22 protein-coding genes are annotated in these 25,015 nt (G+C 62.8%); 4 read left to right on the top strand and 18 right to left on the bottom strand.

Annotated elements, in window-relative coordinates:
* Positions 1–399 precede the first annotated feature (399 nt).
* From NCG91_RS15160 to NCG91_RS15135, 6 genes are all read right to left on the bottom strand, one after another.
* Complete coding sequence (locus NCG91_RS15160; RefSeq protein ID WP_071322017.1) at positions 400–1,551, bottom strand: ribonucleotide-diphosphate reductase subunit beta; 1,152 nt, start codon at positions 1,549–1,551, stop codon at positions 400–402.
* A 118-nt stretch (positions 1,552–1,669) separates the two neighbouring features.
* Positions 1,670–4,627, bottom strand: coding sequence for a ribonucleoside-diphosphate reductase subunit alpha (locus tag NCG91_RS15155; protein WP_251350270.1), 2,958 nt, complete (start codon positions 4,625–4,627; stop codon positions 1,670–1,672).
* A 391-nt stretch (positions 4,628–5,018) separates the two neighbouring features.
* Positions 5,019–5,630, bottom strand: a complete 612-nt coding sequence (gene ampD / locus NCG91_RS15150) for a 1,6-anhydro-N-acetylmuramyl-L-alanine amidase AmpD (protein ID WP_251350269.1) — start codon at positions 5,628–5,630, stop codon at positions 5,019–5,021.
* Complete coding sequence (locus NCG91_RS15145; protein WP_354004618.1) at positions 5,608–6,687, bottom strand: sigma 54-interacting transcriptional regulator; 1,080 nt, start codon at positions 6,685–6,687, stop codon at positions 5,608–5,610. The genes ampD and NCG91_RS15145 overlap by 23 nt, the downstream gene beginning before the upstream one ends.
* 120 nt (positions 6,688–6,807) lie before the next feature.
* Positions 6,808–7,068, bottom strand: a complete 261-nt coding sequence (locus NCG91_RS15140) for a PP0621 family protein (protein ID WP_077408507.1) — start codon at positions 7,066–7,068, stop codon at positions 6,808–6,810.
* Complete coding sequence (locus NCG91_RS15135) at positions 7,065–7,868, bottom strand: cytochrome C assembly family protein (protein WP_077408508.1); 804 nt, start codon at positions 7,866–7,868, stop codon at positions 7,065–7,067. The genes NCG91_RS15140 and NCG91_RS15135 overlap by 4 nt, the downstream gene beginning before the upstream one ends.
* A 326-nt stretch (positions 7,869–8,194) precedes the next feature.
* Between NCG91_RS15135 and NCG91_RS15130 the strand changes: the two genes are divergently transcribed.
* Positions 8,195–8,734 carry a hypothetical protein gene (locus NCG91_RS15130; RefSeq protein WP_099666515.1) on the top strand — a complete coding sequence of 180 codons (540 nt, stop codon included), beginning with the start codon at positions 8,195–8,197 and terminating at the stop codon, positions 8,732–8,734.
* Between the two features lie 63 nt (positions 8,735–8,797).
* Here NCG91_RS15130 and NCG91_RS15125 read toward each other — a convergent pair whose 3' ends face one another.
* The 8 genes from NCG91_RS15125 to NCG91_RS15090 form a co-directional block, all read right to left on the bottom strand.
* Positions 8,798–9,787, bottom strand: coding sequence for an ABC transporter substrate-binding protein (locus NCG91_RS15125; protein ID WP_369812309.1), 990 nt, complete (start codon positions 9,785–9,787; stop codon positions 8,798–8,800).
* A gap of 134 nt (positions 9,788–9,921) precedes the next feature.
* The gene (locus tag NCG91_RS15120) at positions 9,922–11,916 is read right to left on the bottom strand and encodes a MacB family efflux pump subunit (RefSeq protein WP_251350268.1); all 1,995 of its coding nucleotides are present in this window, start codon (positions 11,914–11,916) and stop codon (positions 9,922–9,924) included.
* 5 nt (positions 11,917–11,921) lie between these two features.
* Positions 11,922–13,109 carry an efflux RND transporter periplasmic adaptor subunit gene (locus NCG91_RS15115; RefSeq protein WP_251350267.1) on the bottom strand — a complete coding sequence of 396 codons (1,188 nt, stop codon included), beginning with the start codon at positions 13,107–13,109 and terminating at the stop codon, positions 11,922–11,924.
* Between the two features lie 103 nt (positions 13,110–13,212).
* The gene (locus NCG91_RS15110) at positions 13,213–13,554 is read right to left on the bottom strand and encodes a DUF3325 domain-containing protein (protein ID WP_251350266.1); all 342 of its coding nucleotides are present in this window, start codon (positions 13,552–13,554) and stop codon (positions 13,213–13,215) included.
* Positions 13,551–15,254, bottom strand: coding sequence for a PepSY-associated TM helix domain-containing protein (locus NCG91_RS15105; protein WP_251350265.1), 1,704 nt, complete (start codon positions 15,252–15,254; stop codon positions 13,551–13,553). The genes NCG91_RS15110 and NCG91_RS15105 overlap by 4 nt, the downstream gene beginning before the upstream one ends.
* Complete coding sequence (locus NCG91_RS15100) at positions 15,251–15,532, bottom strand: hypothetical protein (protein ID WP_251350264.1); 282 nt, start codon at positions 15,530–15,532, stop codon at positions 15,251–15,253. Before NCG91_RS15100 ends, NCG91_RS15105 begins: the two co-directional genes overlap by 4 nt.
* Positions 15,533–15,758: 226 nt before the next feature.
* Positions 15,759–16,751 carry a FecR domain-containing protein gene (locus tag NCG91_RS15095; protein ID WP_285817140.1) on the bottom strand — a complete coding sequence of 331 codons (993 nt, stop codon included), beginning with the start codon at positions 16,749–16,751 and terminating at the stop codon, positions 15,759–15,761.
* Positions 16,748–17,257 (bottom strand): sigma-70 family RNA polymerase sigma factor, encoded by a 510-nt coding sequence (locus tag NCG91_RS15090; RefSeq protein ID WP_099376517.1) that lies wholly within the window; start codon positions 17,255–17,257, stop codon positions 16,748–16,750. Before NCG91_RS15090 ends, NCG91_RS15095 begins: the two co-directional genes overlap by 4 nt.
* A 238-nt stretch (positions 17,258–17,495) precedes the next feature.
* On the opposite strand from NCG91_RS15090, the gene ffh reads away from it, so the two are divergent.
* Both ffh and NCG91_RS15080 read left to right on the top strand, forming a co-directional pair.
* A complete protein-coding gene (gene ffh / locus NCG91_RS15085; RefSeq protein ID WP_034746567.1) occupies positions 17,496–18,863 on the top strand; it encodes a signal recognition particle protein in 1,368 nt (455 codons plus the stop codon).
* Between the two features lie 436 nt (positions 18,864–19,299).
* Positions 19,300–19,695 carry an SWIB/MDM2 domain-containing protein gene (locus tag NCG91_RS15080; protein WP_071650146.1) on the top strand — a complete coding sequence of 132 codons (396 nt, stop codon included), beginning with the start codon at positions 19,300–19,302 and terminating at the stop codon, positions 19,693–19,695.
* Between the two features lie 79 nt (positions 19,696–19,774).
* On the opposite strand, the gene NCG91_RS15075 is transcribed toward NCG91_RS15080, so the two are convergent.
* Together NCG91_RS15075 and NCG91_RS15070 are read right to left on the bottom strand one after the other, a co-directional pair.
* Positions 19,775–20,401: a lytic transglycosylase domain-containing protein gene (locus tag NCG91_RS15075; RefSeq protein WP_251350262.1), complete on the bottom strand. Its 627-nt coding sequence runs from the start codon at positions 20,399–20,401 to the stop codon at positions 19,775–19,777.
* Positions 20,398–22,137, bottom strand: a complete 1,740-nt coding sequence (locus tag NCG91_RS15070) for a proline--tRNA ligase (protein ID WP_251350261.1) — start codon at positions 22,135–22,137, stop codon at positions 20,398–20,400. The genes NCG91_RS15075 and NCG91_RS15070 overlap by 4 nt, the downstream gene beginning before the upstream one ends.
* A gap of 204 nt (positions 22,138–22,341) precedes the next feature.
* On the opposite strand from NCG91_RS15070, the gene NCG91_RS15065 reads away from it, so the two are divergent.
* Positions 22,342–22,974 carry an RNA pyrophosphohydrolase gene (locus NCG91_RS15065; protein ID WP_076566319.1) on the top strand — a complete coding sequence of 211 codons (633 nt, stop codon included), beginning with the start codon at positions 22,342–22,344 and terminating at the stop codon, positions 22,972–22,974.
* A gap of 101 nt (positions 22,975–23,075) precedes the next feature.
* Here the strand turns inward: NCG91_RS15065 and mqo are convergent, their stop codons facing one another.
* Positions 23,076–24,674 (bottom strand): malate dehydrogenase (quinone), encoded by a 1,599-nt coding sequence (mqo, locus tag NCG91_RS15060; RefSeq protein ID WP_218965305.1) that lies wholly within the window; start codon positions 24,672–24,674, stop codon positions 23,076–23,078.
* On the bottom strand, positions 24,667–24,924 hold the full coding sequence (locus tag NCG91_RS15055; protein ID WP_150131050.1) for a hypothetical protein: 258 nt from the start codon (positions 24,922–24,924) through the stop codon (positions 24,667–24,669). The genes mqo and NCG91_RS15055 overlap by 8 nt, the downstream gene beginning before the upstream one ends.
* Positions 24,925–25,015 lie beyond the last annotated feature (91 nt).

The raw sequence follows: 25,015 nt of genomic DNA, 5'->3' as shown, positions 1-25,015 counted from the left end.
GAAAACGGTGTGGTTTTGTGCATATCCGTGTAAATCTGTATCCCTGTTTTGCGAGGTTTTTTCGCTACCGCGCTGGTTAAAAAACCCCGCATTCTAACGCTCGCATTTGCAATCTCATAAAGTACACGAAAACCTTGTCAATGCGCAACCGGCACGACACGTTTTCGCCCGCTTTTTTGCACGTTACGCGTGCTATCGCACAATCGCGCGGAAAATGCCGCCGCCAGCGTCTCCGGAAATGATTTTTGGCGCCCGCGATGCGGCCATTCGCGGCAGCCGAAAATCCTGGTGCAAACCTCATCGCATGACGCGATGAGGCACGCATTTTCCCGCCGCCATGCAGGCGAAAAAAAAGCGCCGTCTCGATGACGGCGCTTTTGGGCGTTGACTGAAAAAGGGTTACTCCCAGTTCAGCGCACCACCGGTTTGGTACTCGGTCACGCGCGTTTCGAAGAAGTTACGTTCCTTCTTCATGTCGATCATTTCGCTCATCCACGGGAACGGATTTTCTTCCTGGGCGAACAGCGGCTCGATGCCGATCTGCTGCGCGCGGCGGTTGGCGATGAAGCGCAGGTAGCCCTTGAACATCGGCGCATTCAGACCCAGCACGCCGCGCGGCATGGTGTCTTCCGCGTATGCGTATTCCAGTTCCACGGCTTTCATGAACAGGTCCTTGATCTCTTCGCGGAAGGCGGCCGTCCACAACTGCGGGTTTTCCATCTTGATCGTGTTGATCAAGTCGATGCCGAAGTTGCAGTGCATCGATTCGTCGCGCAGGATGTACTGGTACTGCTCGGCCGCGCCCATCATCTTGTTCTGGCGGCCCAGCGCCAGGATCTGCGTGAAGCCGACGTAGAAGAACAGGCCTTCCATCAGGCAGGCAAACACGATCAGGGATTTGAGCAGCTTCTGGTCGTTTTCCACCGTACCGGTGACGAACGCCGGGTCGGTCAGGGTGTTGATGAACGGAATCAGGAATTCATCCTTGTCGCGGATCGACTTGACTTCGTTGTAGGCGTTGAAGATCTCGCCTTCGTCCAGGCCCAGGGATTCGACGATGTACTGGTAGGCGTGCGTGTGGATCGCTTCCTCGAACGCCTGGCGCAGCAGGTACTGGCGGCATTCCGGCGCCGTGATGTGGCGGTAGGTACCCAGCACGATGTTGTTGGCGGCCAGCGAGTCGGCCGTCACGAAGAAGCCCAGGTTGCGCTTGACCAGGCGGCGCTCGTCGTCCGTCAGGCCGTTCGGGTTTTTCCACAGCTCGATATCGCGCTGCATGTTCACTTCCTGCGGCATCCAGTGGTTGGCGCAGCCGGCCAGGTATTTGTCCCACGCCCACTTGTACTTGAACGGCACCAGCTGGTTGACGTCCGTCTTGCCGTTGATGATGCGCTTGTCGTCGGCATTCACGCGGCGCGCGACTTGCTCGGCGTTCGCTTCGGACGGCTCGGCACCGGCCGGCAGGTTCAATTCGGTATTACCCAGTGGCGCTTGCTGCGCCGGACGCGGCGCAGCTGCCGACGTGGTTTCATCATCCCATGACAACGACATATTCTTCTTCCTTTCCATGCCGGCGAACCGGCGATCCGCAACAGGCCCGTTGTATCGGACAATGCGGACATTGACAACATTGAATCAGCCCGACCGTGCCGGGCTGACAACTAAAATTTTACTGGCAGGCTTCGCATTCCTCAAAGCCATCGTCACCCGGACGCAGGTAGCAAGCTTCGCCATCGGCGTCGTCCGCTGCCGCTGCCGCTGCCACTACCGGCGCCACGGCCACTGCTGCTGCCGCCACGACCGCCGCCTGGGCGCTCTGCGCGCTGGCCGACATGCCGCCATCGACTGCCACGGCGTTCAGGGCGCCCGTCTTGGAGGTCGATTTCTCCATGTGGGTAGCGGCGATGGTACGCAGGTAGTAGGTGGTTTTCAGGCCACGCAGCCATGCCAGCTTGTAGGTCTCGTCCAGTTTCTTGCCCGATGCGCCAGCCATATAGATGTTCAGCGACTGGGCCTGGTCGATCCACTTCTGGCGACGCGAAGCCGCTTCCACCAGCCAGCTTGGCGACACTTCAAAGGCGGTGGCGTAGATATCGCGCAGGTCTTGCGGGATGCGGTCGATCTTCACCAGCGAGCCGTCGAAGTACTTCAGGTCGGAGATCATGACTTCATCCCACAGGTCGCGCGCCTTCAGGTCGCGCACCAGGTAGCCGTTGATCTCGGTGAATTCGCCCGACAGGTTCGATTTCACGTACAGGTTCTGGAATGTCGGCTCGATACAGGCCGAGACGCCGATGATGTTCGAAATCGTCGCCGTCGGGGCGATCGCCACGCAGTTCGAGTTGCGCATACCGAACTTGGCGATGCGCTCGCGCACCGGTGTCCAGTCCATGGCCGACGAGGAATCGACTTCCAGATAGCCGCCGCGCTCTTCAGCCAGCAGCTTGACCGAGTCCTGTGGCAGGATGCCGCGGTCCCACAGCGAACCGGCATACGATTCATAGCGGCCGCGCTCTTCGGCCAGTTCCGTCGACGCCAGGTAGGCGTAGTAGCAGACGGCTTCCATCGAGGTGTCGGCAAACGACACGGCGGCGTCCGAGGCGAACGGAATGCGCATCATGTGCAGGCAGTCCTGGAAGCCCATCACGCCCATGCCGACCGGACGGTGACGCATGTTCGAATTGCGCGCCTTGTCGACGGCGTAGTAATTGATGTCGATGACGTTGTCGAGCATGCGCATGGCGGTGCGGACGGTCTTGGCCAGCTTGACGTGATCGAGCTTACCTTCCTTCATGTGCGCCGGCATGTTCACGGAACCGAGGTTGCAGACGGCGATTTCATCGCTGCTGGTGTTCAGGGTGATTTCCGTGCACAGGTTCGAGCTGTGGACGACGCCGACGTGCGACTGCGGGCTGCGGATGTTGCAAGGGTCCTTGAACGTGATCCATGGGTGGCCCGTTTCAAACAGCATCGACAGCATCTTGCGCCACAGGTCCAGTGCGGCGATCTTCTTGAAGACGCGGATTTCGCCGGCGGCGGCCTTGGCTTCATAGCCCACGTAAGCCTGTTCAAAAGCCTTGCCGACCTTGTCGTGCAAGTCTGGCGTGTCCGACGGCGAGAACAGGGTCCATTCGCCTTTTTCCATGACGCGCTTCATGAACATGTCGGGAATCCAGTTCGCCGTGTTCATGTCGTGCGTGCGGCGGCGGTCGTCGCCCGTGTTCTTGCGCAGGTCGAGGAATTCCTCGATGTCCATGTGCCAGGTTTCCAGGTAGGCGCAGACGGCGCCCTTGCGCTTGCCGCCCTGGTTGACTGCCACGGCAGTGTCGTTGACCACTTTCAGGAACGGCACGACGCCTTGCGACTTGCCGTTGGTGCCCTTGATGTGGGCGCCCAGGGCGCGCACTGGCGTCCAGTCGTTACCCAGGCCGCCGGCGAACTTGGCCAGCAGCGCGTTGTCCTTGATGGCGTCGTAGATGCCTTCCAGGTCATCCGAGACGGTGCTCAGGTAGCACGACGACAGCTGCGAGCGCAGGGTGCCCGAGTTGAACAGGGTCGGGGTCGAGCTCATGAAGTCGAACGAGGACAGCAGGCTGTAGAACTCGATGGCGCGCGCTTCGCGGTCCGCCTCGTTCAGCGCCAGGCCCATGGCCACGCGCATGTAGAACGCCTGCGGCATTTCGATGCGCACGTCCTGGATGTGCAGGAAGTAGCGGTCATACAGGGTTTGCAGGCCGATGTAGCCGAATTGCAAGTCGCGGTCGGCCACGATGGCTTTGGCCAGGCGTTCCAGGTCGAAGCTGGCGAGTACCGGGTTCAGCAGCTCGGCGGCGATGCCCTTGGCGATATATTGCGGGAAATACGTCAGGTACTCGGCGGCAGCGGCCGCTTGCGGCACTTCCTTGCCGAACACTTCCTTGCGCACCGTGTGCAGCAGGATGCGGGCCGTGACCTGGCTGTAGGCCGGGTCTTTTTCCATCAGCGCGCGCGCTGCCAGGATGGCCGACTTGTGCAGTTCTTCCACCGGCACGCCGTCGTACAGGTTTTTCACGGTTTCAGCCAGGATGGCGTCGGCATCGACGTGCTTTTCCAGGCCGGCGCAGGCGGCGTTGATCAGGTCGCGTACTTCCTGCATGTCCAGCAGGCGGCGCACGCCGTTGTCGGTCACGTTCAGTTGTGGTGCGGAAACTTGCGCCGAGGCGCCTTGCGCTTCCTTCTGCAGACGGCGCTCTTCCATGTGCTTGGCGCGGTACAGCACGTAGGCACGCGCCACGTCGTGCTCGCCCGAACGCATCAGCGACAGTTCCACCTGGTCTTGCACGTCTTCGATATGGAAGGTGCCGCCGCCCGGGTGGCGGCGCACCAGCGCAGCGACCACGCCGTCGGTCAATTGTTCCACCAGTTCGCGGATGCGGGCCGAGGCTGCGCCCTGGCCGCCGTTAACGGCCAAAAACGCCTTGGTCATGGCGATGGCGATCTTCGAAGGCTCAAATGCCACCACCGCGCCGTTGCGGCGGATGATGCGATAGTCGCCCAATGCCGCGCCCGTGCTCGCTACGCTGTTGGCCGCGCCTGGCGCTGGCGATACTGGCGTTGGATGGATGGAAATATCTTGTGGTGATTGCATTGAAGCTCCCGTTGTCAGCTAAAGTCAGCCTGCAGTTTTGCTGCCGCGTGTGTTGTTGAATAGAACGCCCGATGGTCAGGGTTTCTTCAGGTATTTGTTGCTAAATAGTAAATTCATAGTACATAAAACAGCTCAGTATCCATCTCGCCACACCGCACTGCCCGGCTGGCGCAAAACACGATCAAGGGTGATAAACCGCCAGTTCCAGTGCTTTATCAGCAATCCGGGTAGCTTTGACAATAATTCTGAAAACGTCTGTGATGGCACTACATATAGTCTTTACATCCAACTTCTGCACTAATTGTAGTGCCCATCGAAGGGCGATGCAATAGTTTTCCGGCATCCGTCGGCGTAATTTTTTGTATTTTCATATACGATTTCGGTTGACTTTTCAGGGCATGGATGGGAAGCCCAATCCACGCGAAGTAAGCGCTAACGCAGCTTGTCCGCTCAGGGTTTCCAGCCAGCATTCTTGATAAAAATGCCAGTCAAAAAACGGCCCCGGATCCGTCTTCCTGCCCGGCGCGATATGCTCGTGGCCGCGCACCTGGGACAGCCCGTAGCGCGCCACCAGCGCCGCCGTCAGCGCCGCCAGCACATGATATTGCCGCCGCTGGAACGGCACATCGTCCGCACCTTCCATTTCGATACCGATGGAATAGCCATTGCACTGCGGGCGTCCTTCGAAGGCGGACGCGCCCGCATGCCAGGCACGTTGATCAGCAGAAACATATTGCAACAGCGCACCATCGCGCCGCACAAAAAAGTGCGCCGACACCTGCAAGCCACGCAGGTCGGCGAAAGAAGGATCGGCATTATAATCTACCCGGCCCGTAAACAAGTCCGACACATGCGGCCCGCCAAAGCGGCCACCCGGCAAGCTGATGTTATGGATCACCAGCAAGTCGACTTGCGCACCGTCCGGGCGCGCATCGCAGTACGGCGAGTCATAGCGCAGCGCGCCGTCGCACCAGCCGTCTTCATCTATCGTCCATACGCTCATCAAATAGGGCTTCCTGTATCGTCAATTTCTGCATACGGTAACGCAACTGGCGCACGCTCAGGCCCAGTTGGCGCGCCGCCCGTGCGCGGTGGTAGCGCGCCTGCACCAGCGCCAGCATGATCATGTCGCGCTCGGCCTGGCGCAAATACACGTCCAGCGGCAAGACCTTGGCCACGCCATACGCCGCCATGCCGGGCAGACACTGTTGCCGCTCCGACACAGCCGGCATGGCCGGCGCCGCCCGCAAGGGCACGTTGCCCGCCGCGGAGGGCAAGGCCAGCCCATCGAGCGCGATCACGCCGCCATCGGCAAAGGCCAGCGCCCGTTCCAGCACGTTTTCCAGTTCGCGCACATTGCCGGGAAACGCATATGCGGCCAGGGCCGCCAGCACCGGCGGCGCCAGGCTCACGACCCGGCGCGGCGACAGGCGCGCGAGGATCACCTCACATAATACCTGCAGATCGCCACGCCGTTCGCGCAGCGGCGGCAGCGCCAGCTCGATCACATTCAGGCGGTAAAACAGGTCCTGGCGAAACGTCCCGGCGGCCACGCCGCGCGTCAGGCCGTGCTGGCTGGCGCACAGGATGCGCACGTCGACGGCTTCGTCAGTACTGCCGCCCAGCTTGCGCACGCGGTGCTCTTGCAGCACGCGCAACAGTTTCACCTGCATGGCCAGCGGCAGATCGTCGACTTCGTCGAGCAGCAGGCTGCCGCCGTGGGCCGCCTGGAACAGGCCCTGGCGCTCGTGCAGCGCGCCCGTATAGGCGCCCGGGCGGCAGCCGAAGAATTCCGCTTCCATCAGCGCTTCGGGAATGGCGCCGCAGTTGACGGCGATAAACGGAAAGCTGGCGCGCGCGCCCTGCGCATGGATGGCGCGCGCCGCCAGTTCCTTGCCCGTGCCCGATTCGCCCCGGATGGCCACCGGCGCGCCACAGCAGGCGATGCGGCCGATCTGCGCGCGCAGCGCTTGCATGGGCAGCGAGTTGCCGCTCAGTTGCGGCGCCGGCGGCATGCCGTCGGCGGTCGGCGGGATGGAGCGGGGGCTGGGACGGGACATGGTGAGCGCGCCTTTCTGCAATGGCGGCGACGAACCGCCTGCTGCAGATGCTACGCCGGACGGATGCCGGAGGACGTTACGATACGGATGAGCAACGCACGCGCGCCTGCGGACCGCCCCTTACAGCGTGGCGTGCGCGTGGCTGCAGTAGTCGTGGCCCTTGGCCTGCACGTTTTCCGAGGCCGGGTAGTACACGCCGCAATGGGCACAGCAGAGCATCAGTTCGGCATCCGGCAACTCCTGCGGCCGCACCGGCGGCGTAAACGGATTCGGCCGCTGTTGCTGTTGCGCGCGGGCCCGCTGCTGCATGCCACGGATCTTGCTGCGGATAGCGAACAGCACCAGGAACACCAGCGCCAGCCAGAATAAAACACGTGTCATGCGAATCCTCGGTGTAAAACCACTTCCAGTACAAAACGGCTGCCGACATAGGCCAGCAGCAAGGTGGCGAAACCGGCCAGGGTAAAACTCAGGGCCGTCTTGCCGCGCCAGCCGCGGAAGCGGCGGCCTGCCAGCAGCGAGGCAAATAGCAGCCACGACAGCATGGTAAACACGGATTTGTGATCCCAGTTGAGCGCCTTGCCAAACAATTGCTCGGAAAACACGATGCCCGACAGCACGGTCAGGCTGAGCAAAATAAACCCCAGGCCGATCATGCGGAACAGCAACTTTTCCATCGTCAGCAGGGCTGGCAACTGGTCCAGCGCACTGCCGATGAAGCCGCGGCTTTCGCTGCGCGTGTGCAAGCGCGATTCCTGCAGCGCCATCAGCACGGCGTGAAACGCGGCAATCGTCAAGGTGCTGTAGGCGAGCACGGCCACGGCAATATGCCAGCCGAAGACGGCCGACTTGCCTTCCATGCTGACCTGGCTGCCGGGAAAGGCCCAGGCCAGGCCGATGGCGAGGACGGCGCTGGGCATGACCATGCGGCGCAGTCCGTCCAGGCTGAAATTGCGGTTTTCTATCCAGTAGGCGCCTACCGAGACCCACAGCGCGGCCGACAGCATGGCGGAAAAACCGAAGCGCAAGGTGCCCGGCGCCATCAGGTCGAACCACAGGGTGGCGGCGTGCGCCAGCCAGGCGACGCCGGTCAGGCCGGCAATGAGCCGGGCACGGGACGAGGGAAGCACCGCGCACACCGCATACAACAGGGCGGCGATGAAAAAGAAATAGATCTGCATAGTTTAAGTTTACACCATAGCCGACAAGCGCGATTCAGGCGACAGCCCGGGTGACAGGCACGACGCCGCCATCCAATGCCGCAAGCCTGCCATGATATCGCGCCTGAGGCATGACGGGGTGGCGCACCCTCAAGATTTCGGCAATCTTTCCTGCGACACACTGTCGCCGCGCTGCGGGTATGTTGCCACCCTGATTAGCCAGTCCTATAATTATGTCCACAAAGCAATATTTATCCACCCTGACGCCACCGCCCCCCGCCATGTCTTTTCTAAAATTGTCCTGGACCTGTCTCTTGCTGGCCGCCTGTACTATATTAGGCGGCTGCATGAAAGATGCACCTTCCCAATCCACGTACGAGGAATACTTCCGTACGTCCATCCAAAGCTATGATCTGTACAAACAGTACTTCGACATCGCGAAGCTGGAAAAGCTCAATGGCTGGAAAGAGAACGAACAGTACGAAATCAAGGGCTCGGCCGTGCTGCGCGCCAAGGTGGGCTACCTGGAATTGCTGGCCGACGTGGCCGACAGGCTCGAAACAGAGGCGAAGACGGATGGCTCCGTGGGCATGACCATGGGCCTGGGCCTGATGGCGCGCGGCATGGGCGGTGAAAACAAGGTTTTCCGCGAATTCTGGGCGCAGCAGCAGGAAAAGAAGGCGATTCCCGCGCCGCTGCTGGCGCGCCAGGCGGCGATGACGGCCGAACGTTTCGAGAACCTGATGCAGTGGTCGGACCAGATCGTGCAAGACAATTACGGCGCCATCATCAGCCGCCAGCTCAAGAAAGGCGACGAGCTGACCCGCATCTACACGCTGAGCTTCCGCCAGACGGAGAAAGGCTGGATGGGTTTCAACGCCCGCTAAAGGCAACCCGCCACAAGCTCCGCACCAGCACTGGCGCGGAGGTTTTTTTCATGGTTTCCTGATTTACTTCACATTCAGGCTCTTTTTCGCCTGCTCCAGCAAGTCCGTCTTGACCCAGTCCCTGGCCACGGGCGGCTTCGTCATGCGGCCCACGCCCGTTTTCACCATCACGTCCGTCGTGATCTGGATGTGTTCGGGCGAGATGTCATACGAATACGGCGAATTGCTGATCGCGTCGTCGAAGTCATCCTTCGTGATCTGGCCGCGGAACACCACTTCGCGCACATACTTTTCCGCCGTCGCCTTGTTGTCGATAAAGGCCTTGGTGGCTTCGACGAAGCAGCGCATGAATTTTTCCGCCACGGGACGGCGTTCCTTGTAAAACTTTTCCGTCATCACCATGGTGCGCACGGGTTCGCCGATCGGCGTGTCGTACGGCTTGATGACTTCGGTGCCGAAACCCTTGTTGATCGCCTGCGACGATTGCGGCTCCGACTGCATCATGGCGTCGATATTCTTGCCCATCAGCGCCTGGTTCAAGTCGGCGTAAGCCAGGAACACCAGCTGCACATCCTTGCCCTTGGTTTCGGAATACGTCAGGCCCGCCTGCGACAGCTCGGCCAGCAGCAGCACTTCCTGGATGCCGCCGCGCGTCACGCCCACGCGCTTGCCCTTGAGTTCCTTGACGCTGGCGATCTTTTGCCCGGCACCCGCCACCAGGCGCGCGCCGCCTTTGGCAAAGCCTGCCACCACATAGATGGGTGCGCCGCCGGCGCGGCCGGAAATGGCCGCTTCGGAGGCCGTCGCCCCCACGTCCAGCTCGCCCGCGATAATCGCCTGCATCACATCGAGGCCCTTGGCGAAGACATGCTCTTCGACCTTGATGCCGCACTTGGGCGCGATTTCCTTGATGTACGACACGGCGCCGTAATGGGCGAACTTCAAATTGCCCAGGCGCACGACTTCCTGCGCCTGAGCCTGGCCAGCGCCCATGCCAAAGGCCAGCATGAGGGCGGCGGCAATACCAGTCTTCAAAGTTGATTTTTTCTGCATCGGGTTCTCCTGTGGTGGTTGGTGTGTGCCCGCAAGGGCATAAAACACGGCGCTTTTATTATGAGGAGATAGTACCGTGTGTTGGAGCCAGGGCAACATTTTTTTTGCCGGCAGCCACGCTGCCGGCGTTGTCACTACTGCCCCGCCAGCGCCACCACCGGATCGAGCCCCGACGCCTTGCGCGCCGGCATGAAGCCAAACACCAGCCCCGTCACCACGGCGCAGGCAAAGGCGCCGCCGACGGCGCTCAGCGAAAAGATCACCGGCACGTCCCATACCAGCAGCAGGGCCGCCACCGTCACGCCAACCACGATGCCGGCCATGCCGCCCACCACCGACACCAGCACGGCTTCGGTAAGGAACTGGCGCAGGATGTCGCGCCGGCGCGCGCCCGTCGCCATGCGGATGCCGATTTCGCGCGTGCGCTCACGCACCGTCATCAGCATCACGTTCATGACGCCGATGCCGCCCACCACCAGGGAGACTGCGGCGATCAGGCTGAGCATCACGGTCATGTTGTCCTGCGTCTTCGCTTCCGCGGCGATCGACGCGGCCGCGTTGCTGATGCCGTAGTCGCGGATGCGGTGGCGCTCGAACATGGTGGCGTCGACCGCCGCCTCCACCTCCGTCACGCGCTTGACGTCGGCCACCGCCATGACGGTGTACGTCGGCTCGCGCTGGCCGAAGACGCGGATGCCGGCCGTGGAAAACGGCAGCAGCAGCACGTCGTCTTCATCCTTCTCGCCCGTCAGCGCCCCCTTTGCGCTCATCACGCCGATCACCTGGAACGGCACATTGCCGATCAGGATGCTCTGCCCCACGGGGTTGGCCACGTTGGGCATCAGCTTTTCCGCCAGGTGCGCGCCCAGCACGGCCACGGTGGCCATCTCGCGCTCGTCCTCCTCGGTAAAGAAGCCGCCCTTGGCCACCGGCCAGGTCTGGATCTGCGGCAGGGCCGGCCCCGTGCCCCGCACATAGGTCTGCACATCGAGGTTGCCATGGCGGATCACTTTGTTGCCCGTGACATTCGGCAGCACGTGGGTGATGCCCGGCACGTCCTTGAGCGCATCGAGGTCGGCCAGGGTGATGCTGCGCCCGGGGATGCGCGAGCTTTCGCCGCGCGACGCCATGTACAGCAGATTCGAGCCGAACGCGCCCAGCTGCGCCATCACCTGCTGGCGCGTGCCCAGGCCGATGGCCAGCATGACGATCACGGAAGCGACGCCGATGACGATGCCGAGCAGGGTCAGGCCCGTGCGGAAGCGGTTGATCCACAGCACGCGCCAGGCGGCGCGCGCCGCGTCGAGCAATTCCGTGCCCAGCGACGCGCCCGTGTCGTGGGCGGCGCGCGACATGTCCAGCGGCGGCAGGGCCGTCGACGTGGACGGAATGGTAACGGCGCCCGAGTCTGCGACGATTTCGCCGTCGCTGATCTCGATCACCCGGCGCGCCTGGGCCGCCACCTTGCGGTCATGCGTAATCAGAATGATGGTGTGGCCCGCGTCGGCCAATTCGCCCAGCAGGGCCATGACTTCGGCGCCGCTGCTGCTATCTAACGCCCCCGTCGGTTCATCGGCGAGGATGATGCGCCCGCCGTTCATCAGGGCGCGGGCGATCGACACGCGCTGCTGCTGCCCGCCGGACAACTGGTTTGGCCGGTGATCGAGCCGCTCGCCCAGGCCCAGGCGCTTGAGCAGCGCTTCCGAGCGCGCATGGCGGGCCGCGGCAGGCATGCCCGCGTACAGGGCCGGCACTTCCACGTTTTCTCGCGCCGATTCGGTGGCGATCAGGTGATAGCCCTGGAAGACGAAGCCGAACGCTTCGCGCCGCAGCCACGCCAGTTCATCGGGATTCAGGCTGGCCACGTCCTGGCCAGCGAAGCGATAGGTGCCGTCGCTGGGCCGGTCAAGACAGCCCAGCAAATGCATCAGGGTCGACTTGCCGGAACCGGACGCGCCGACGATGGCGACGAATTCGCCGGCGCCGATCGACAAGGTCAGGCCGCGCAGCACTTCCACGGCCGGCGCGCCGTCATGGCCGCCGTAGCGCTTGCGGATGCCCCGCAGTTCAATCAGGGGAACCGGCTGGCCAGGTTCCGCTGGCTGCCCCAGCGACCTGGCCTCGCTCATGGCGCTCACAGCTGGAACCTGCTGCTGCCGCTGCCGGCCGGCTGCTCGCCCGTGACCAGCAATTCGCCTTCGCGCAAGCCTTGCAGCACTTCCGCGCTGAGGCGGTTGCGCACGCCCACGGTGACGGTGCGCGTATCGACCTTGCCGTCCGCATCCATCACGCGGGCCGTAAACTGCCCCGGCTTGGCGCCTTCTTCCGTCGATGGTTTCAGGGCAGGCAAGGGCACGGCCAGCACATTGTTCGCCGCGGCCGTGACAAACACCACTTGCGCCGTCATCTGCGGCATCAATTCGCCATCGGCGTTATCCACGTCGAACAGCACCGTATATAAAATCACTTTGCTGGTCGACGGCGCCAGGGCCGTGCCGGCGGCAGAACCGCCTGGCACCGGCGGCGCCGGCAGCACTTGCCGCACCTTGCCGCTCCAGCGCCGCTGGTCGCCGCCCAGGGTGGTGAAATACACGGGCATGTCCGGACGCACGCGGCGCACGTCCGCCTCCGACACTTCCGTCCACACGGTCATGGCCGACAGATCGGCGATGCGCAGGATGTTCGGCGTCTGGTAGGTGGCGTTCAGGGTTTGCCCTTCCTTCGCATCCAGGCCCACCACCTTGCCGGCCATGGGCGCGTAGATGCGCGTATAGCCGAGGCGCGCCTCGTCCGCCTTCAGGCTGGCCTGGGTCTGGTCGATCTGCGCCTTCAGGTGGTCGATCTTGGCGCCGGCCGAGGCCAGCGTGGCTTCTGCCGTTTCCAGGTCGGCCAGCGGCGTGGAATCGAACTTGGCCATCTGTTTCTGGCGCACGTGCTGCTGGCCCGCCAAGCGGTGCTGCGCCTGCTGGTCGGCCAGCTGCGCGCGCAGGCCCGCCAGGGCGGCACGGCCCGCATCGACCGTGGCTTGCTGTACGCTGGGGTCGATCTCAGCCAGCAACTGGCCTTTTTCCACGGCGCTGCCGGGCTGCACGTGCAGGCGCGTGATCTGGCCCGACACCTGCGCGCCCACGTCGACATAGGTTTGCGGCTGCAGGGTGCCGATGGCCGTGACGCTGGCTTCGATATTGCCGCGCTTGACGGGCGCCGTATCGAACACGGTTGCCGGGCCGCGCGTGGCCCACAGTGCGCCGGCACCGAACAGTGCCAGCAAGACCACACCGCCCAGGATGCGGGTACGGCGGGAAGGCAGGCGGGCCGCCATCAGGCAGCCGCCATGGATGAAGTCAAAACGAAATTACAAACGTCAAACGGTGTCGCCAGGCGTGAAAAGTACATCGGTCTATCCTTGAAAATGGCGGTGAACATCACCGCAGGAACGTCACAAGACCTGCCAGCGCGGCGACGGCTGCCAGCAGGGAACTACGAAACAGCAAGCGGGGGGCATACGGCAGCAGCAGGGCCACCAGCAGCGCGCCCACCCCGATGAATCCGAGCCAGGCGACTACGCCGACGGTGGCGCTCCAGCCGGCCACGCAAGGCCAGATGGCCAGCGCCAGCAACAGCGCGCCAGCCAGCTGCAGCGCGCGCCGCACGTTGGGCGCCGCGTCCCGGCCCCAGACCTGGCCATGGTGGCGGTCCATCGCCAGGGAGAGGCTGGCCATGCCCGCATACGACAGGCCCAGCGCGCACAGGATGGTATGGATCATGACTGTCCCTCCGTATTGACTTGCAGGCTGGAAGAGGGCGCAGCGCTTTCCCTGGCGGCAGCCTTTTTCACCGGCTTTTCCTTGCGCTTGTGGACTTTCCACGCGCCCCAGGCGGCCAGCAGGCCGAAGGCCATGCTGCCCAGTTCCACGCCGGCGCTTTCCCAGTCGCCGCGCGCAATCTGCGCCGCCAGGTTGTCGCCCGTGCTCAGGACATTCAGGATGGGCAGCAGCAGGCACAGGGCCGCCAGCAAGCCCAATTGCTCGATCCACGCGCGTTTTTCCGCGCGCAGGCAGGCGTGCAACAGCATCAGGAACCAGACGCCAAAGAAGGCGCGCACTTCCCAGCCGGCACGCTGCTCGATGCCGACGGGGATCAAGCGGTTGGCCCACAGGAAGCCCACGCAGGCGATCGCTAGGCCGGCGATCGCCGCCACGTTCAGGCATGCGATGACGCGGTACACGCGCTGCGTGTAGGCGCCGAACTCGCCGCCGGACTTCTGGCGGCGCTTGACCATGAACAGGATGGCACCCGTGCCCATCATGGCCGTGCCGGCCAGGCCGCAGAAGAAATACAGCCAGCGCATGGGAGTGCCGCCAAAGCCGACCATGTGCAGGTTCGACATGACGGAGCGCGTCAGGCCCGCGCCGCCCGTGTCCGACTTGCCCGGCAGGCGCACGGCGACCTGTTCTCCCGTGGCCAGCGCATAACAGGCCCTGCCCGAATTGGCGCTGAGGCGCGTGAGCAGTTCCGTGTCCTCATTCCAGCCGTACATGCACACGCGCATGGAGGCATCGTTCGGATTGTCCAGCACCACGGCGCGGATTTCCTGGCCGATGGCCTGCTCGGCGCGCAGCGCGAACGATTCCAGCGCGGGAATGGCCAGCGGCTGGCCCGACCGCGCAGGCTTGCCCGCATCGTTCCAGTCGGCCAGGAAGGCTTTCTTGGGATTGTCCATGCCGTATTGCGCCGCCACGGGGGCCGGCACATAGTCGTCGCTGAAGAATGCCAGGCCCGTGTAGGCGATCATGAACTGGAACGGCAACGTCAGCACGGCCACCGCGTTGTGCGCGTCGAGCCACGAGCGCTGGCCCTTGGCCGGGCGGAAGGTGAAGAAATCCTTGAAGATGCGCTTGTGCGTGATGACGCCGCTCACCAGCGCCACCAGCATGATCATGGTGGTGATGGCGACGATCCACACGCCGATGCGGCCCGCGTGCAGTTCATAATGGAAATCGACGAAATGGTGGCCGCCGATGGTTTCCCGTTCCGTTGCCTCGCGCGCAGGCTCGATGACGGCGCCCGTCAGCGGATCGAGGTCCGCCGAGCCATAGCCGCCGCTGGGCTGGAACCAATAGGCGGACAGGCCATGGCCGGGACGCTGCACGGGCCAGATTTCCCACATATCCGCCTTCGGGTGTTCCTTCCCCATGAAGTCGAGCGCCAGCTCCAGGCGGTGCGCGCGGTCCGTGACCTTCGGCAGCGGCGGATCGTTCGCGTGCGCCGCCTCGGCCAAAGCGTGCTCGGGCGTCATCCAGTGGCCGATCGGGTCGTCGAAGACAGCCAGGGAACCGGTCAGGAAGATGGCAAACAGCAGCCAAGAAATCCACAGGCCGCTCCACGTATGCAGCCAGGCCATGGCCTGGCGCAAGCCCCCCTGCTGCGGCGTTTTCACCACTTTATCGACCTTGACGGCGTTCATGCGGCACCTCGCGACAGCAGCATGCCGATGCCGCCGCAGACGATGGCCGGCAACAGCATGCCCAGCCAGGCGCGGCGCAGGTCTTGCACGGCAAAGACCCAGATCACGGCGCAAGTGTAGACGACGAAGGCGCTCAGGGTCGCCGTCAGCACGGCTTCGGCGCGCGACAGCGGCAGCACGGCCGACAGCAACACGGCCACGCCGGACGTGAGCGCATAGCCGCCAAAGATGGCGGCGAGCACGCGCGAGAACAACATCATGTGGGCCGATTTCATCATCGCGGCACTCCTGGGTATGGCTGTTGTGCCGGGCGGCAGACCTTGTACATCAGATGCATCACACTGCGTCCTTCCATTTGGGTTGATCGTGGCGGCAGCACGCAGCGGCATGAAACCGGGCAGCGTGGCGCCTTGCATGGGTACTGGATATTGAGTCTCTTAACTACAGGTGCCGCGAGAATCGAAAACGGGCAGCCCGATTGAACATTATTTTTTATTGCAAGGGCTACGGCGCCGGTTCGACGCTGACCCAATACCGCGTGCGGCTGCGCACCTGCACGGGCAGCGAGTTGGGCAGCATGTTCAGGATGCGCTGGGTGTCGGTCAGCGGGAACACGCCCGACAGGCGCAGCTGGGCGACTTCCGGCGCGCAATGAATCACACCGGGGCGGTAGCGGGCCAGGTCGGCCAGGAAATCGCCCAGGGTTACATCGTCGACGATCAGCTGCCCGCGCGACCAGGCGTGCGCATGTACATCGATGGCGTGCGGCGCATCCGGCGCATGGCGGGAAAAGGCCACGCCGCGCCCGGCCGCCAGCAACAAGGGCGCGCCGACATCGTCGCGGGGACGGATTTCAACGGCGCGTTCAAACACGTCCACGGTGCTGTAGCCATCCTGCTGGCGCACGGCAAAGCGCGTGCCCAGCGCGCGCACCCGGCCTTCGCGCGTGGCCACTTCCAGCGGGGCGTCGCTGCCGGCGCCATGACCGCTGGTGACGAGGACCTCGCCGGCCAGCAACTCGATCAGGCGGCGGCCGGCGTCGAAACGCACGTTCACGGCCGATCCCGTATTCAGGCTGAGCACGCTGCCGTCGGCCAGCGCCACCACGCGCCGCTCGCCCGTGGCCGTGCGGTAGTCGGCACGCAGGGCGCGCACGCCATCCCAGACGCCCGTCTGCGCGGCCAGCATGCCGCCGCCGGCCGCCACGCCCAGCCACGCCAGCACCTGGCGCCGCTTGCCGTTGACGGCTTGTCGCTGCGTACCGGCCAGCGCCTGCGCGGCCGCGCCGCGGTGCAAGCCGTTGAAGCGCTGCGACACCGCTTCGATATGCTGCCAGGCCCGTTCGTGTTCCGGGTCGGCCCCGCGCCAGCGCTGCCAGGCGGCGTGTTCCGCCTTGCTGGCCTGCTCCGACATCAGCACCGTCAGCCACTCGGCCGCCTGCTGCTGCACCTCTGCGCGGATGGCTGCCGCGGCTGCGGGTTCTGCCACCGTGCTCATGCCGGCAGCGAGAAAAACACCTGGCGATTGGCCCGGGTCAGATATTGCTTGACCGAGCTGGCCGACACGTTCAGGCGCGCGGCGATCTCGGCATAGCTGAGGCCTTCCAGCTGCGCCAGCAAGAACGCCGTGCGCACGGGCGCAGGCAAGCCGTCGAGGGCCTGGTCGATTTCCTGCAAGGCTTCCAGCGCCAGCAGCCGCTCCTCGGGCGCGGGCGCCACCTCGGGCGGCAGGCAGGCCAGCGCCTCCAGATAGGCGTCTTCCAGCACTTGCCGGCGGTAGCGGTGCGCCACCAGGCGGCGCGCGATGGTGGCCAGAAAAGGCCGCGCTTCGCGGATCTGCGGCGCGGAATCGGCCGTCAGCACGCTGATGAAGGTGTCTTGCGCCAGGTCCGCCGCGTCGCCCGCATTGCCCAGCTTATGCCGCAGCCAGCCCTGCAGCCAGCCGTGATGGCTGCTGTAGAGCGCGTGCAGGTCTTGTTGCTGTGCAAAATCGGCAGCCGACATGGCATCCCTTTCCGCTCAGGCGTGCGGCGCCTGAGAATGTAAATAAGAATTATTCTCATTTTAACCGCGCAATGCCTTTCATGCAATCGCGGCATTGCCAGAAATACCAACTAATTCAAAAGCAGGCCAACCGCCAGGCGATGCAGCGCGGGAACGCCAGCCACCCGCGATAAGGTAAAATGACGGCCATCGTCCGGCTTGCGCCGCCCACTCCCAAGCTTTTCATTGCAGGTTCATCATGCTAGATAATCTCACCCAACGGCTTGCCAAAGTCGTCAAGACCATGCGCGGCGAGGCGCGCCTGACCGAAGCGAACACCGCCGACATGCTGCGCGAAGTGCGCCTGGCGCTGCTCGAAGCCGACGTCGCCCTGCCCGCCGTGCGCGAATTCATCGCCAAAGTCAAAGAAAAAGCCATGGGCGAGGATGTCATTTCCTCGCTCACGCCAGGCCAGGCCCTGGTTGGCGTGGTGCAGCGCGAGCTGGCCGCCCTGATGGGCGCCGACCTGGGACCGGAAGCGTCGCAGATCAGCTTTGCCCAGCAGCCGCCCGCCATCATCCTGATGGCCGGTTTGCAGGGTGTGGGTAAAACCACCACCGTCGGCAAGCTGGCGAAGTACCTGAAGGAAGAAAAGAAGAAGAAAGTGCTGACCGTCTCGGCTGACGTCTACCGTCCCGCCGCGATCGCCCAGCTGCAATCGGTCACCGCCCAGGTGGGCGCCGACTTCTTCCCGTCCACCAGCACGGACAAGCCCGTCGATATCGCCCTGGCCGCGCTGGACTGGGCGAAAAAGCATTACCACGACGTGCTGATCATCGATACGGCGGGCCGCCTCGGTATCGACGAAGAGATGATGCGCGAAATCGCCGCCGTCCACGGCGCCGTGAAACCGATCGAAACCCTGTTTGTCGTCGACGCCATGCTGGGCCAGGACGCCATCAATACGGCAAAAGCCTTCAACGATGCGCTGCCGCTGACCGGTATCGTGCTGACCAAGCTCGACGGTGACGCGCGCGGCGGTGCGGCCCTGTCGGTGCGCCATATCACGGGCAAACCGATCAAGTTTGCCGGCGTCTCGGAAAAACTCGACGGCCTGGAAGCGTTCGACCCGACCCGCATGGCCAACCGCATCCTCGGCATGGGCGACATCCTCGCCCTGGTGGAAGAGGCGCGCAAGGGCGTCGACAGCAAGGCGGCGGCCGACCTGGCGCAAAAAATCAAGGTCGGCGGCAAGTTCGACATGAACGACTTCAAGGCGCAACTGGGTCAGATGAAGAAAATGGGCGGCATGGCCAACCTGATGGACAAGCTGCCGGCCCAGTTCCAGCAGGCGGCAGGCGGCAAGAACATGGATCAGGCCGACAAACAGGTACGCCGCATGTGCGGCATCATCGACTCGATGACGCCGCAGGAACGCGCCAAGCCTGAACTGATCAAGGCCACGCGCAAGCGCCGCATCGCCGCCGGCGCCGGCGTGCAGGTGCAGGAAGTGAACCGCATGCTGACGCAATTCGAGCAAATGCAGACGATGATGAAGAAATTGTCGGGTGGCGGCATGATGAAGATGATGCGCTCCATGAAGGGCATGATGCCCGGCATGAGGTAGTGGAAGGCTTCAAAATCCGCTGCGCGGGGCGCTTTGCGGCCGGCGATGCTCACCGTACTTCAGTACGGTTGCGCTTCTCGGCCACAAATCATCCCCGCTCGCTGTGATTTTGAAGGCCTTTTTTACGCCGCGTGAGACGTAGTTCAAGTCAAGAAACACCGTTATAAAATCATGCCGGATTGCATTTTCATGTGTCCGGCATCATTACTTCCCTCCGCTGCAGTCCCCCTCCCCGCACAGCCAGCAACCATGCCATTTACGGGCAAAAACGCCGTTCTGCGCTCCCAAGCGGTGCGCCCGGGCGACAGCATTGCCATTTCCCTGCTTTTTCCTCGTGAAAACGTGAAAAACACTTGCATACAAGGTAAATCCACACCAATATTAGCCGTGCGATTAATTGCGCAATTTCCCATGTGTTTGTTAAGGAGGCTCGAAGATGGCAACAGCCAAAAAAACCCCAGTAGCAGCGCCAGCCAAAGCAGCAGCAGCCAAGCCTGCAGCCGCCAAGAAAGCAGCACCCGCAGCCAAGGCAGCAGCTAAACCAGCAGCGGCGAAGAAAGCGGCAGCACCGGCAACACCACGCAAGCCAAACGCAGCATTCATGAAAGCAATGACGCCATCGAAAGATCTGGCCGCCGTTGTTGGCGCAGCACCGCTGCCGCGCACGGAAGTGACCAAAAAGGTATGGGATTACATCAAAAAACTCGATCTGCAAGATCCGGCCAACCGCCGCATGATCAATGCGGACGACAAGCTGAAAGCAGTTTTCGGCGGCAAAGCCCAAGTCTCCATGTTTGAAATGACGAAACTGATCTCCGATCATTTGAAATAAATCAGATACGCGCCGGCTTCAACAGCCGAGCGAGTGCCCCGCCGCATCACTGCGAGCGGGGCATTTTTTTGCCTGCGGTTCAACTGGCCGTCTTGAATTCCCACTGCCGCCACGCCGCCCGCACGGCATTCGGGTACTCGGCCCGCCCCCGGCTGCCGTTGTAGCGCCCCAGCGCCAGGTACAAATCGCCCTTTTCCATATCCAGGTACATGCGCAGGATCGCGCAGCCATAGCGCAGATTCGTCTGCATGTGGAACAGCTTGCTGCGGTCGCTGTCGCCGATGACGCCCGTCCAGAACGGCATCACCTGCATGTAGCCGCGCGCGCCGGCCAGCGAGACGGCATATTTGCGATAAGCCGACTCCACCTGGATCAGGCCCAGCACCAGGGCCGGTTCCAGGCCCGCGCGGCGCGCTTCATACCAGACCGTTTCCAGGAATTCCGTGCGCAGCTGCGCATCCGGCAGCTTGCGCTGCAGGCGCGACGACATCTGCGCCAGCCATTGCTGGTAGCGCTGCAAGTCGGCGGGAGTGGCAAATTTGGGCTGCGGCGGGCGTTCGTCGCGGATCGCGTGCGACAGCGCCAGGCGGACGGAGTCGGCCAGCGCCTCCTCCTTCTGGTTGCCGGCCTGCGCCGGAGAGACGCAGGCCAGGCAGGCGGCCAGCGCGAGTGCGCCAGCCGTTTTACTTACGGATATGCGCTTCACTGCGCCATTTTGCCCTGGATGAAGGCGACGATCTCGTCCGGCGCCACGCCGGTGGCTTCCGCATCGCGGCGGCCCTGGTACTCCAGCTTGCCTTCTTTCAGGCCGCGCTCGCCGATGACGATGCGGTGCGGCACGCCAATCAGTTCCCAGTCAGCAAACATGGCGCCAGGGCGCAAGCCGCGGTCGTCGACGATGACATCGACGCCAGCGCCTTGCAGGGCCGCGTACAGCTTCTCCGTCTCTTCCTTGACCAGTTCGCTGCGGTCCATGCCCATCGGGCACAGCACGACCTCGAATGGCGCGATGGAGGCAGGCCAGATGATGCCCTTGTCGTCGAAGTTCTGTTCGATGGCGGCGCCCAGGATGCGCGTCACGCCGATGCCGTAGCACCCCATCTGCAGCGGCGCAGGCTTGCCGTTTTCATCGAGGAAGGTGGCTTTCATGCTTTCCGAGTACGCCGTACCCAGCTGGAACACGTGGCCCACTTCGATGCCGCGCTCGATGGCGAGCGTGCCCTGGCCGTCCGGCGAAGCGTCGCCGGCGACGACATTGCGCAAATCGGCCACGATGGCAGGCTCGGCCACGTCGCGGCCCCAGTTCGCGCCCGTGTAGTGGAAGCCGGCGTCATTCGCGCCGCAAACGAAGTCGCTCATGTGGGCAACCGTGCGGTCCGCCACCACGGTGACGGGCGCTTGCGTGCCGATCGGGCCCAGATAGCCGGGAATGGTGCCGTAGACTTCCAGGATTTCCGCTTCCGTCGAGAAACGGTGACCGGCCAGGCCGGCAACCTTGCCCACCTTGATGTCGTTCAATTCATGGTCGCCGCGCAGCAGCAGCATGAAATGCTGTTTCGTGACTTTTTCATCCTTGCCAACGGTTTCCACCGTCAGGGCGATGGTTTTCACGGTCTGCGACAGGGCTATGCCCAGCAGGGCAGCCACGGTTTCGCACTTGACGGTGTCCGGCGTGGCCGTTTTCGTCAGCGCCTGGCTTGCTGCCGGACGCTCGCCCGCTGGCGGCAGCGCTTCGGCCGCTTCCATGTTGGCCGCGTAATCGGAGGTCGGGCAGTACACGAGCGCGTCTTCCCCCGTGTGGGCGATGACGTGGAATTCATGCGAACCGGAACCGCCGATGGCGCCGTTATCGGCTGCCACGGCGCGGAATTGCAGGCCGAAACGCGTGAAGATGCGCGTGTAGGCGTCAAACATGACCTTGTACGACGCTTGCATGCCGGCCAGGTCGCGGTCGAACGAGTAGGCGTCCTTCATGGTGAATTCGCGGCCGCGCATCAGGCCGAAGCGTGGGCGGCGCTCGTCGCGGAACTTGGTCTGGATGTGATAAAAGTTCAATGGCAACTGGCGGTAGGACTTGATTTCCGTGCGCACGACGTCCGTGATGACTTCTTCCGATGTCGGCTGGATCGCGTATTCGCGGCCGTGGCGGTCTTTCACGCGCATCAGTTCGTCGCCCATCTTGGTCCAGCGGCCCGTCTCTTGCCACAGTTCGGCCGGCTGCACGAGCGGCATCAGCAGTTCGATACCAGCGGCTTTGTTCATCTCGTCACGGATGATGGCTTCCACCTTGCGGATCACGCGCAAGCCCATCGGCATGTAGGTATAGATGCCGGAACCGAGGCGTTTGATCATGCCTGCACGCATCATCAATTGGTGGCTGACGATTTCCGCGTCAGAAGGTGCATCTTTAAGTGTGGAAATAAAAAAACGGGAGGCGCGCATAACGGTGAATTCTTTTTAAAAAGAGAGGGTTATAATCAACCTAATTTTAAAGGATTAGCTGGCTGATGCGTCCATACTTTACACAAATGCGCTCAATTGGTGCGATTCCGGCGCTTTTCGCACCCCGAAAAGGTCACCGGCTTGCGAAGTTGTGGGTAATTATGTAAAAAAGGATGCACTGTCGCAGAAAGTTTGAGGTGCATTATGCTCGACCGTGAAGGGTTTCGGCCCAACGTCGGCATCATCCTGCTAAACGCCCAGAACGAGGTGTGGTGGGGCAAGCGGGTGCGCGAGCACTCATGGCAGTTTCCGCAAGGCGGTATCAAATATGGCGAAACACCGGAACAAGCCATGTTTCGCGAACTTGAAGAGGAAATCGGACTCAGACAGGAACACGTCAAAATTGTCGGCCGCACCCGCGACTGGCTGCGCTATGAAGTGCCAGACCACTTCATCAAGCGCGAGATTCGCGGCCATTACCGTGGCCAGAAGCAGATTTGGTTTCTGCTGAGAATGTGCGCGCGCGATAACGACGTCAATCTGCGCCTGACCGACCATCCGGAGTTCGACGCCTGGCGCTGGCATGAATACTGGGTCCCGCTCGATGTCGTCATTGAATTTAAACGCGATGTCTACCAGCGCGCCTTGCAGGAGCTGTCCCGCTTCCTGACCTGGCCCGTGCATGGCAACGCACAGCAAGCGCACCGCCACACGTCGCGCTACCTGCGCCAGCCCCATGCGCCACGGGCACAGGATGGGGCGGCACTGGCCAAGCCTTGCGACGGCATTGCCGCCGAAGGGTGTACGCCGGAGTTGATCTTGCCGGGCAAGGGGTAGTCCACCGCAATGAACGCACTCTCCCACGCAAAAGGGGCAGCCTGAACAGGCTGCCCCTTTTTTTCATTCCGACAGGAAACTCCCCTGCCGGCAAGGCTGACTTAGTTTGCTGCCGGCGCTGGCGCAGCGGCTGGCACGTCGAGCGTGATCGCCTTCAAGCCCAGGATGTTGCTGCTGTAGTGGCGGATCTTGTTCGCCAGGGCTGGGTCATTGTTCAGCTTTTGACCGTACGACGGCACCATTTCCACCATCTTCGCTTGCCATTCCGGCGTTGCCAGGCGGCTCTTGAATGCCGTTTGCAGCACCTTGATCATGATCGGCGGCGCGGTCGAGGCGCCTGGCGACGCACCCAGCAGGGCGACGATGCTGCCATCGGCGGCGCCGACGACTTCCGTGCCGAACTGCAGCAAACCACCTTTTACGGGGTCATCCTTGACGATCTGCACGCGCTGGCCCGCGTTTTGCAAGGTCCAGTCTTCCATCTTGGCATTCGGCAGGTACTCGCGCAAAGTCTTCAGGCGGTCTTCCGGCGTGTTCATGACCTGTTCGACCAGGTATTTCGTCAGCGGAATATTGTCGTAACCGGCTTGCAGCATGGGTTTCACATTGCCAGTGCCGATCGAGGCAGGCAAGTCGATCCACGAACCGTTTTTCAGGAACTTGGTCGAGAAGGTGGCAAACGGGCCAAACAGCAGGGCTTTCTTGCCGTCGATGATGCGCGTGTCCAGGTGCGGCACGGACATCGGCGGCGAACCGACGGACGCCTTGCCGTAGACCTTGGCCGCATGCGCCGCCACCAGTTCCGGGTTGGTGGTGACCAGCCATTGGCCGCCCACCGGCACGCCGCCGTAGCCCTTGGCTTCAGGAATGCCCGATTTTTCCAGCAGCGGCAGCGAACCGCCGCCGGCGCCGATGAAGACGAACTTGGCGCGCATGGTCTTTTCCTTGCCGGCGTTCAAGTCTTTCACCGTCACGTTCCATACGCCATCGGCGCCGCGCTGGATGTTTTCCACCTGGTGGCGCAGGTGCAGGACCATGCCGTGGCTGTCCGTCAGGTACTTGACCAGGCCGCGCGTGAGGTTGCCGAAATTGACGTCGGTACCGATTTCCATGCGCGTCGCGGCCACTTTCTGGCCCTTGTCGCGGCCTTGCATGACCAGCGGCGCCCATTGCTCGATCTGCGCCTGGTCTTCCGAGAACAGCATGCCCTTGAACAGGTTTTCCTTTTGCAGCGCGGCGTAGCGCTTCTTCAAAAAGGCAATATTGTCGTCACCCCACACAAAGGCCATGTGCGGCACGTTATTGATGAAGGTTTGCGGCGCGCCCAGGTGCTTGTTGGCAACCTGATAAGCCCAGAATTGCTTGGAAATTTCGAATTGCTCGTTGATGGCAACGGCTTTCTTGGTCTCGATGCTGCCATCGGCCGCTTCGGGCGTGTAGTTCAGTTCGGCAAACGCCGAGTGGCCCGTGCCTGCGTTGTTCATCGCATCCGAGCTTTCGGCGGCCACGGAATCGAGGCGCTCGACCATTTCCATCGTCAGCGACGGATCGAGTTCCTTGAGCATGCTGCCCAGGGTGGCGCTCATGGTGCCGGCGCCGATCAGCAGCACGTCGACCGGTTTTTCGGACGAGGCCGGAGGGGTCTTGTCACATGCCGCCAGGATCAGGCACGACATCAAAAGTAATAGCGATTTACGCATACGTAACTCCGTTTATGAATACTGAAGGATGATTCTTGCGCGCCACCGTGGCGGCACCATCGCCGTATTGAATGAAAAACAGCCAGCCAGCCGGAACGCCAGGGCGGCCGGACAGGTCAATGTCGATGGTGATAGGCATGCTGCCGCGCTCCGGGATATCCCAAGAGCATGATCTGGTGGCAAAGGTGCGGGCAATGGACAGCGCGGACCTCGTTGTCGGCTGAAAAACCGGCAATGAAATCGCCGTCATGTCCAGTGCAAATATCAAGAACGGCGATTTTATCACCGTTATTTGGCGCCGCCGGGCCGTGGCGGTAGTGGATAATACTTACTACAGGGTA

Origin of the sequence: Janthinobacterium kumbetense (genome assembly GCF_023703445.1) — a bacterium.
GTDB classification, from domain to species: Bacteria; Pseudomonadota; Gammaproteobacteria; order Burkholderiales; family Burkholderiaceae_D; genus Janthinobacterium; species Janthinobacterium kumbetense.
The sequence above is the reverse complement of the archived record's forward strand: the minus strand, read 5'-3'. Positions and strand labels throughout refer to the sequence as shown.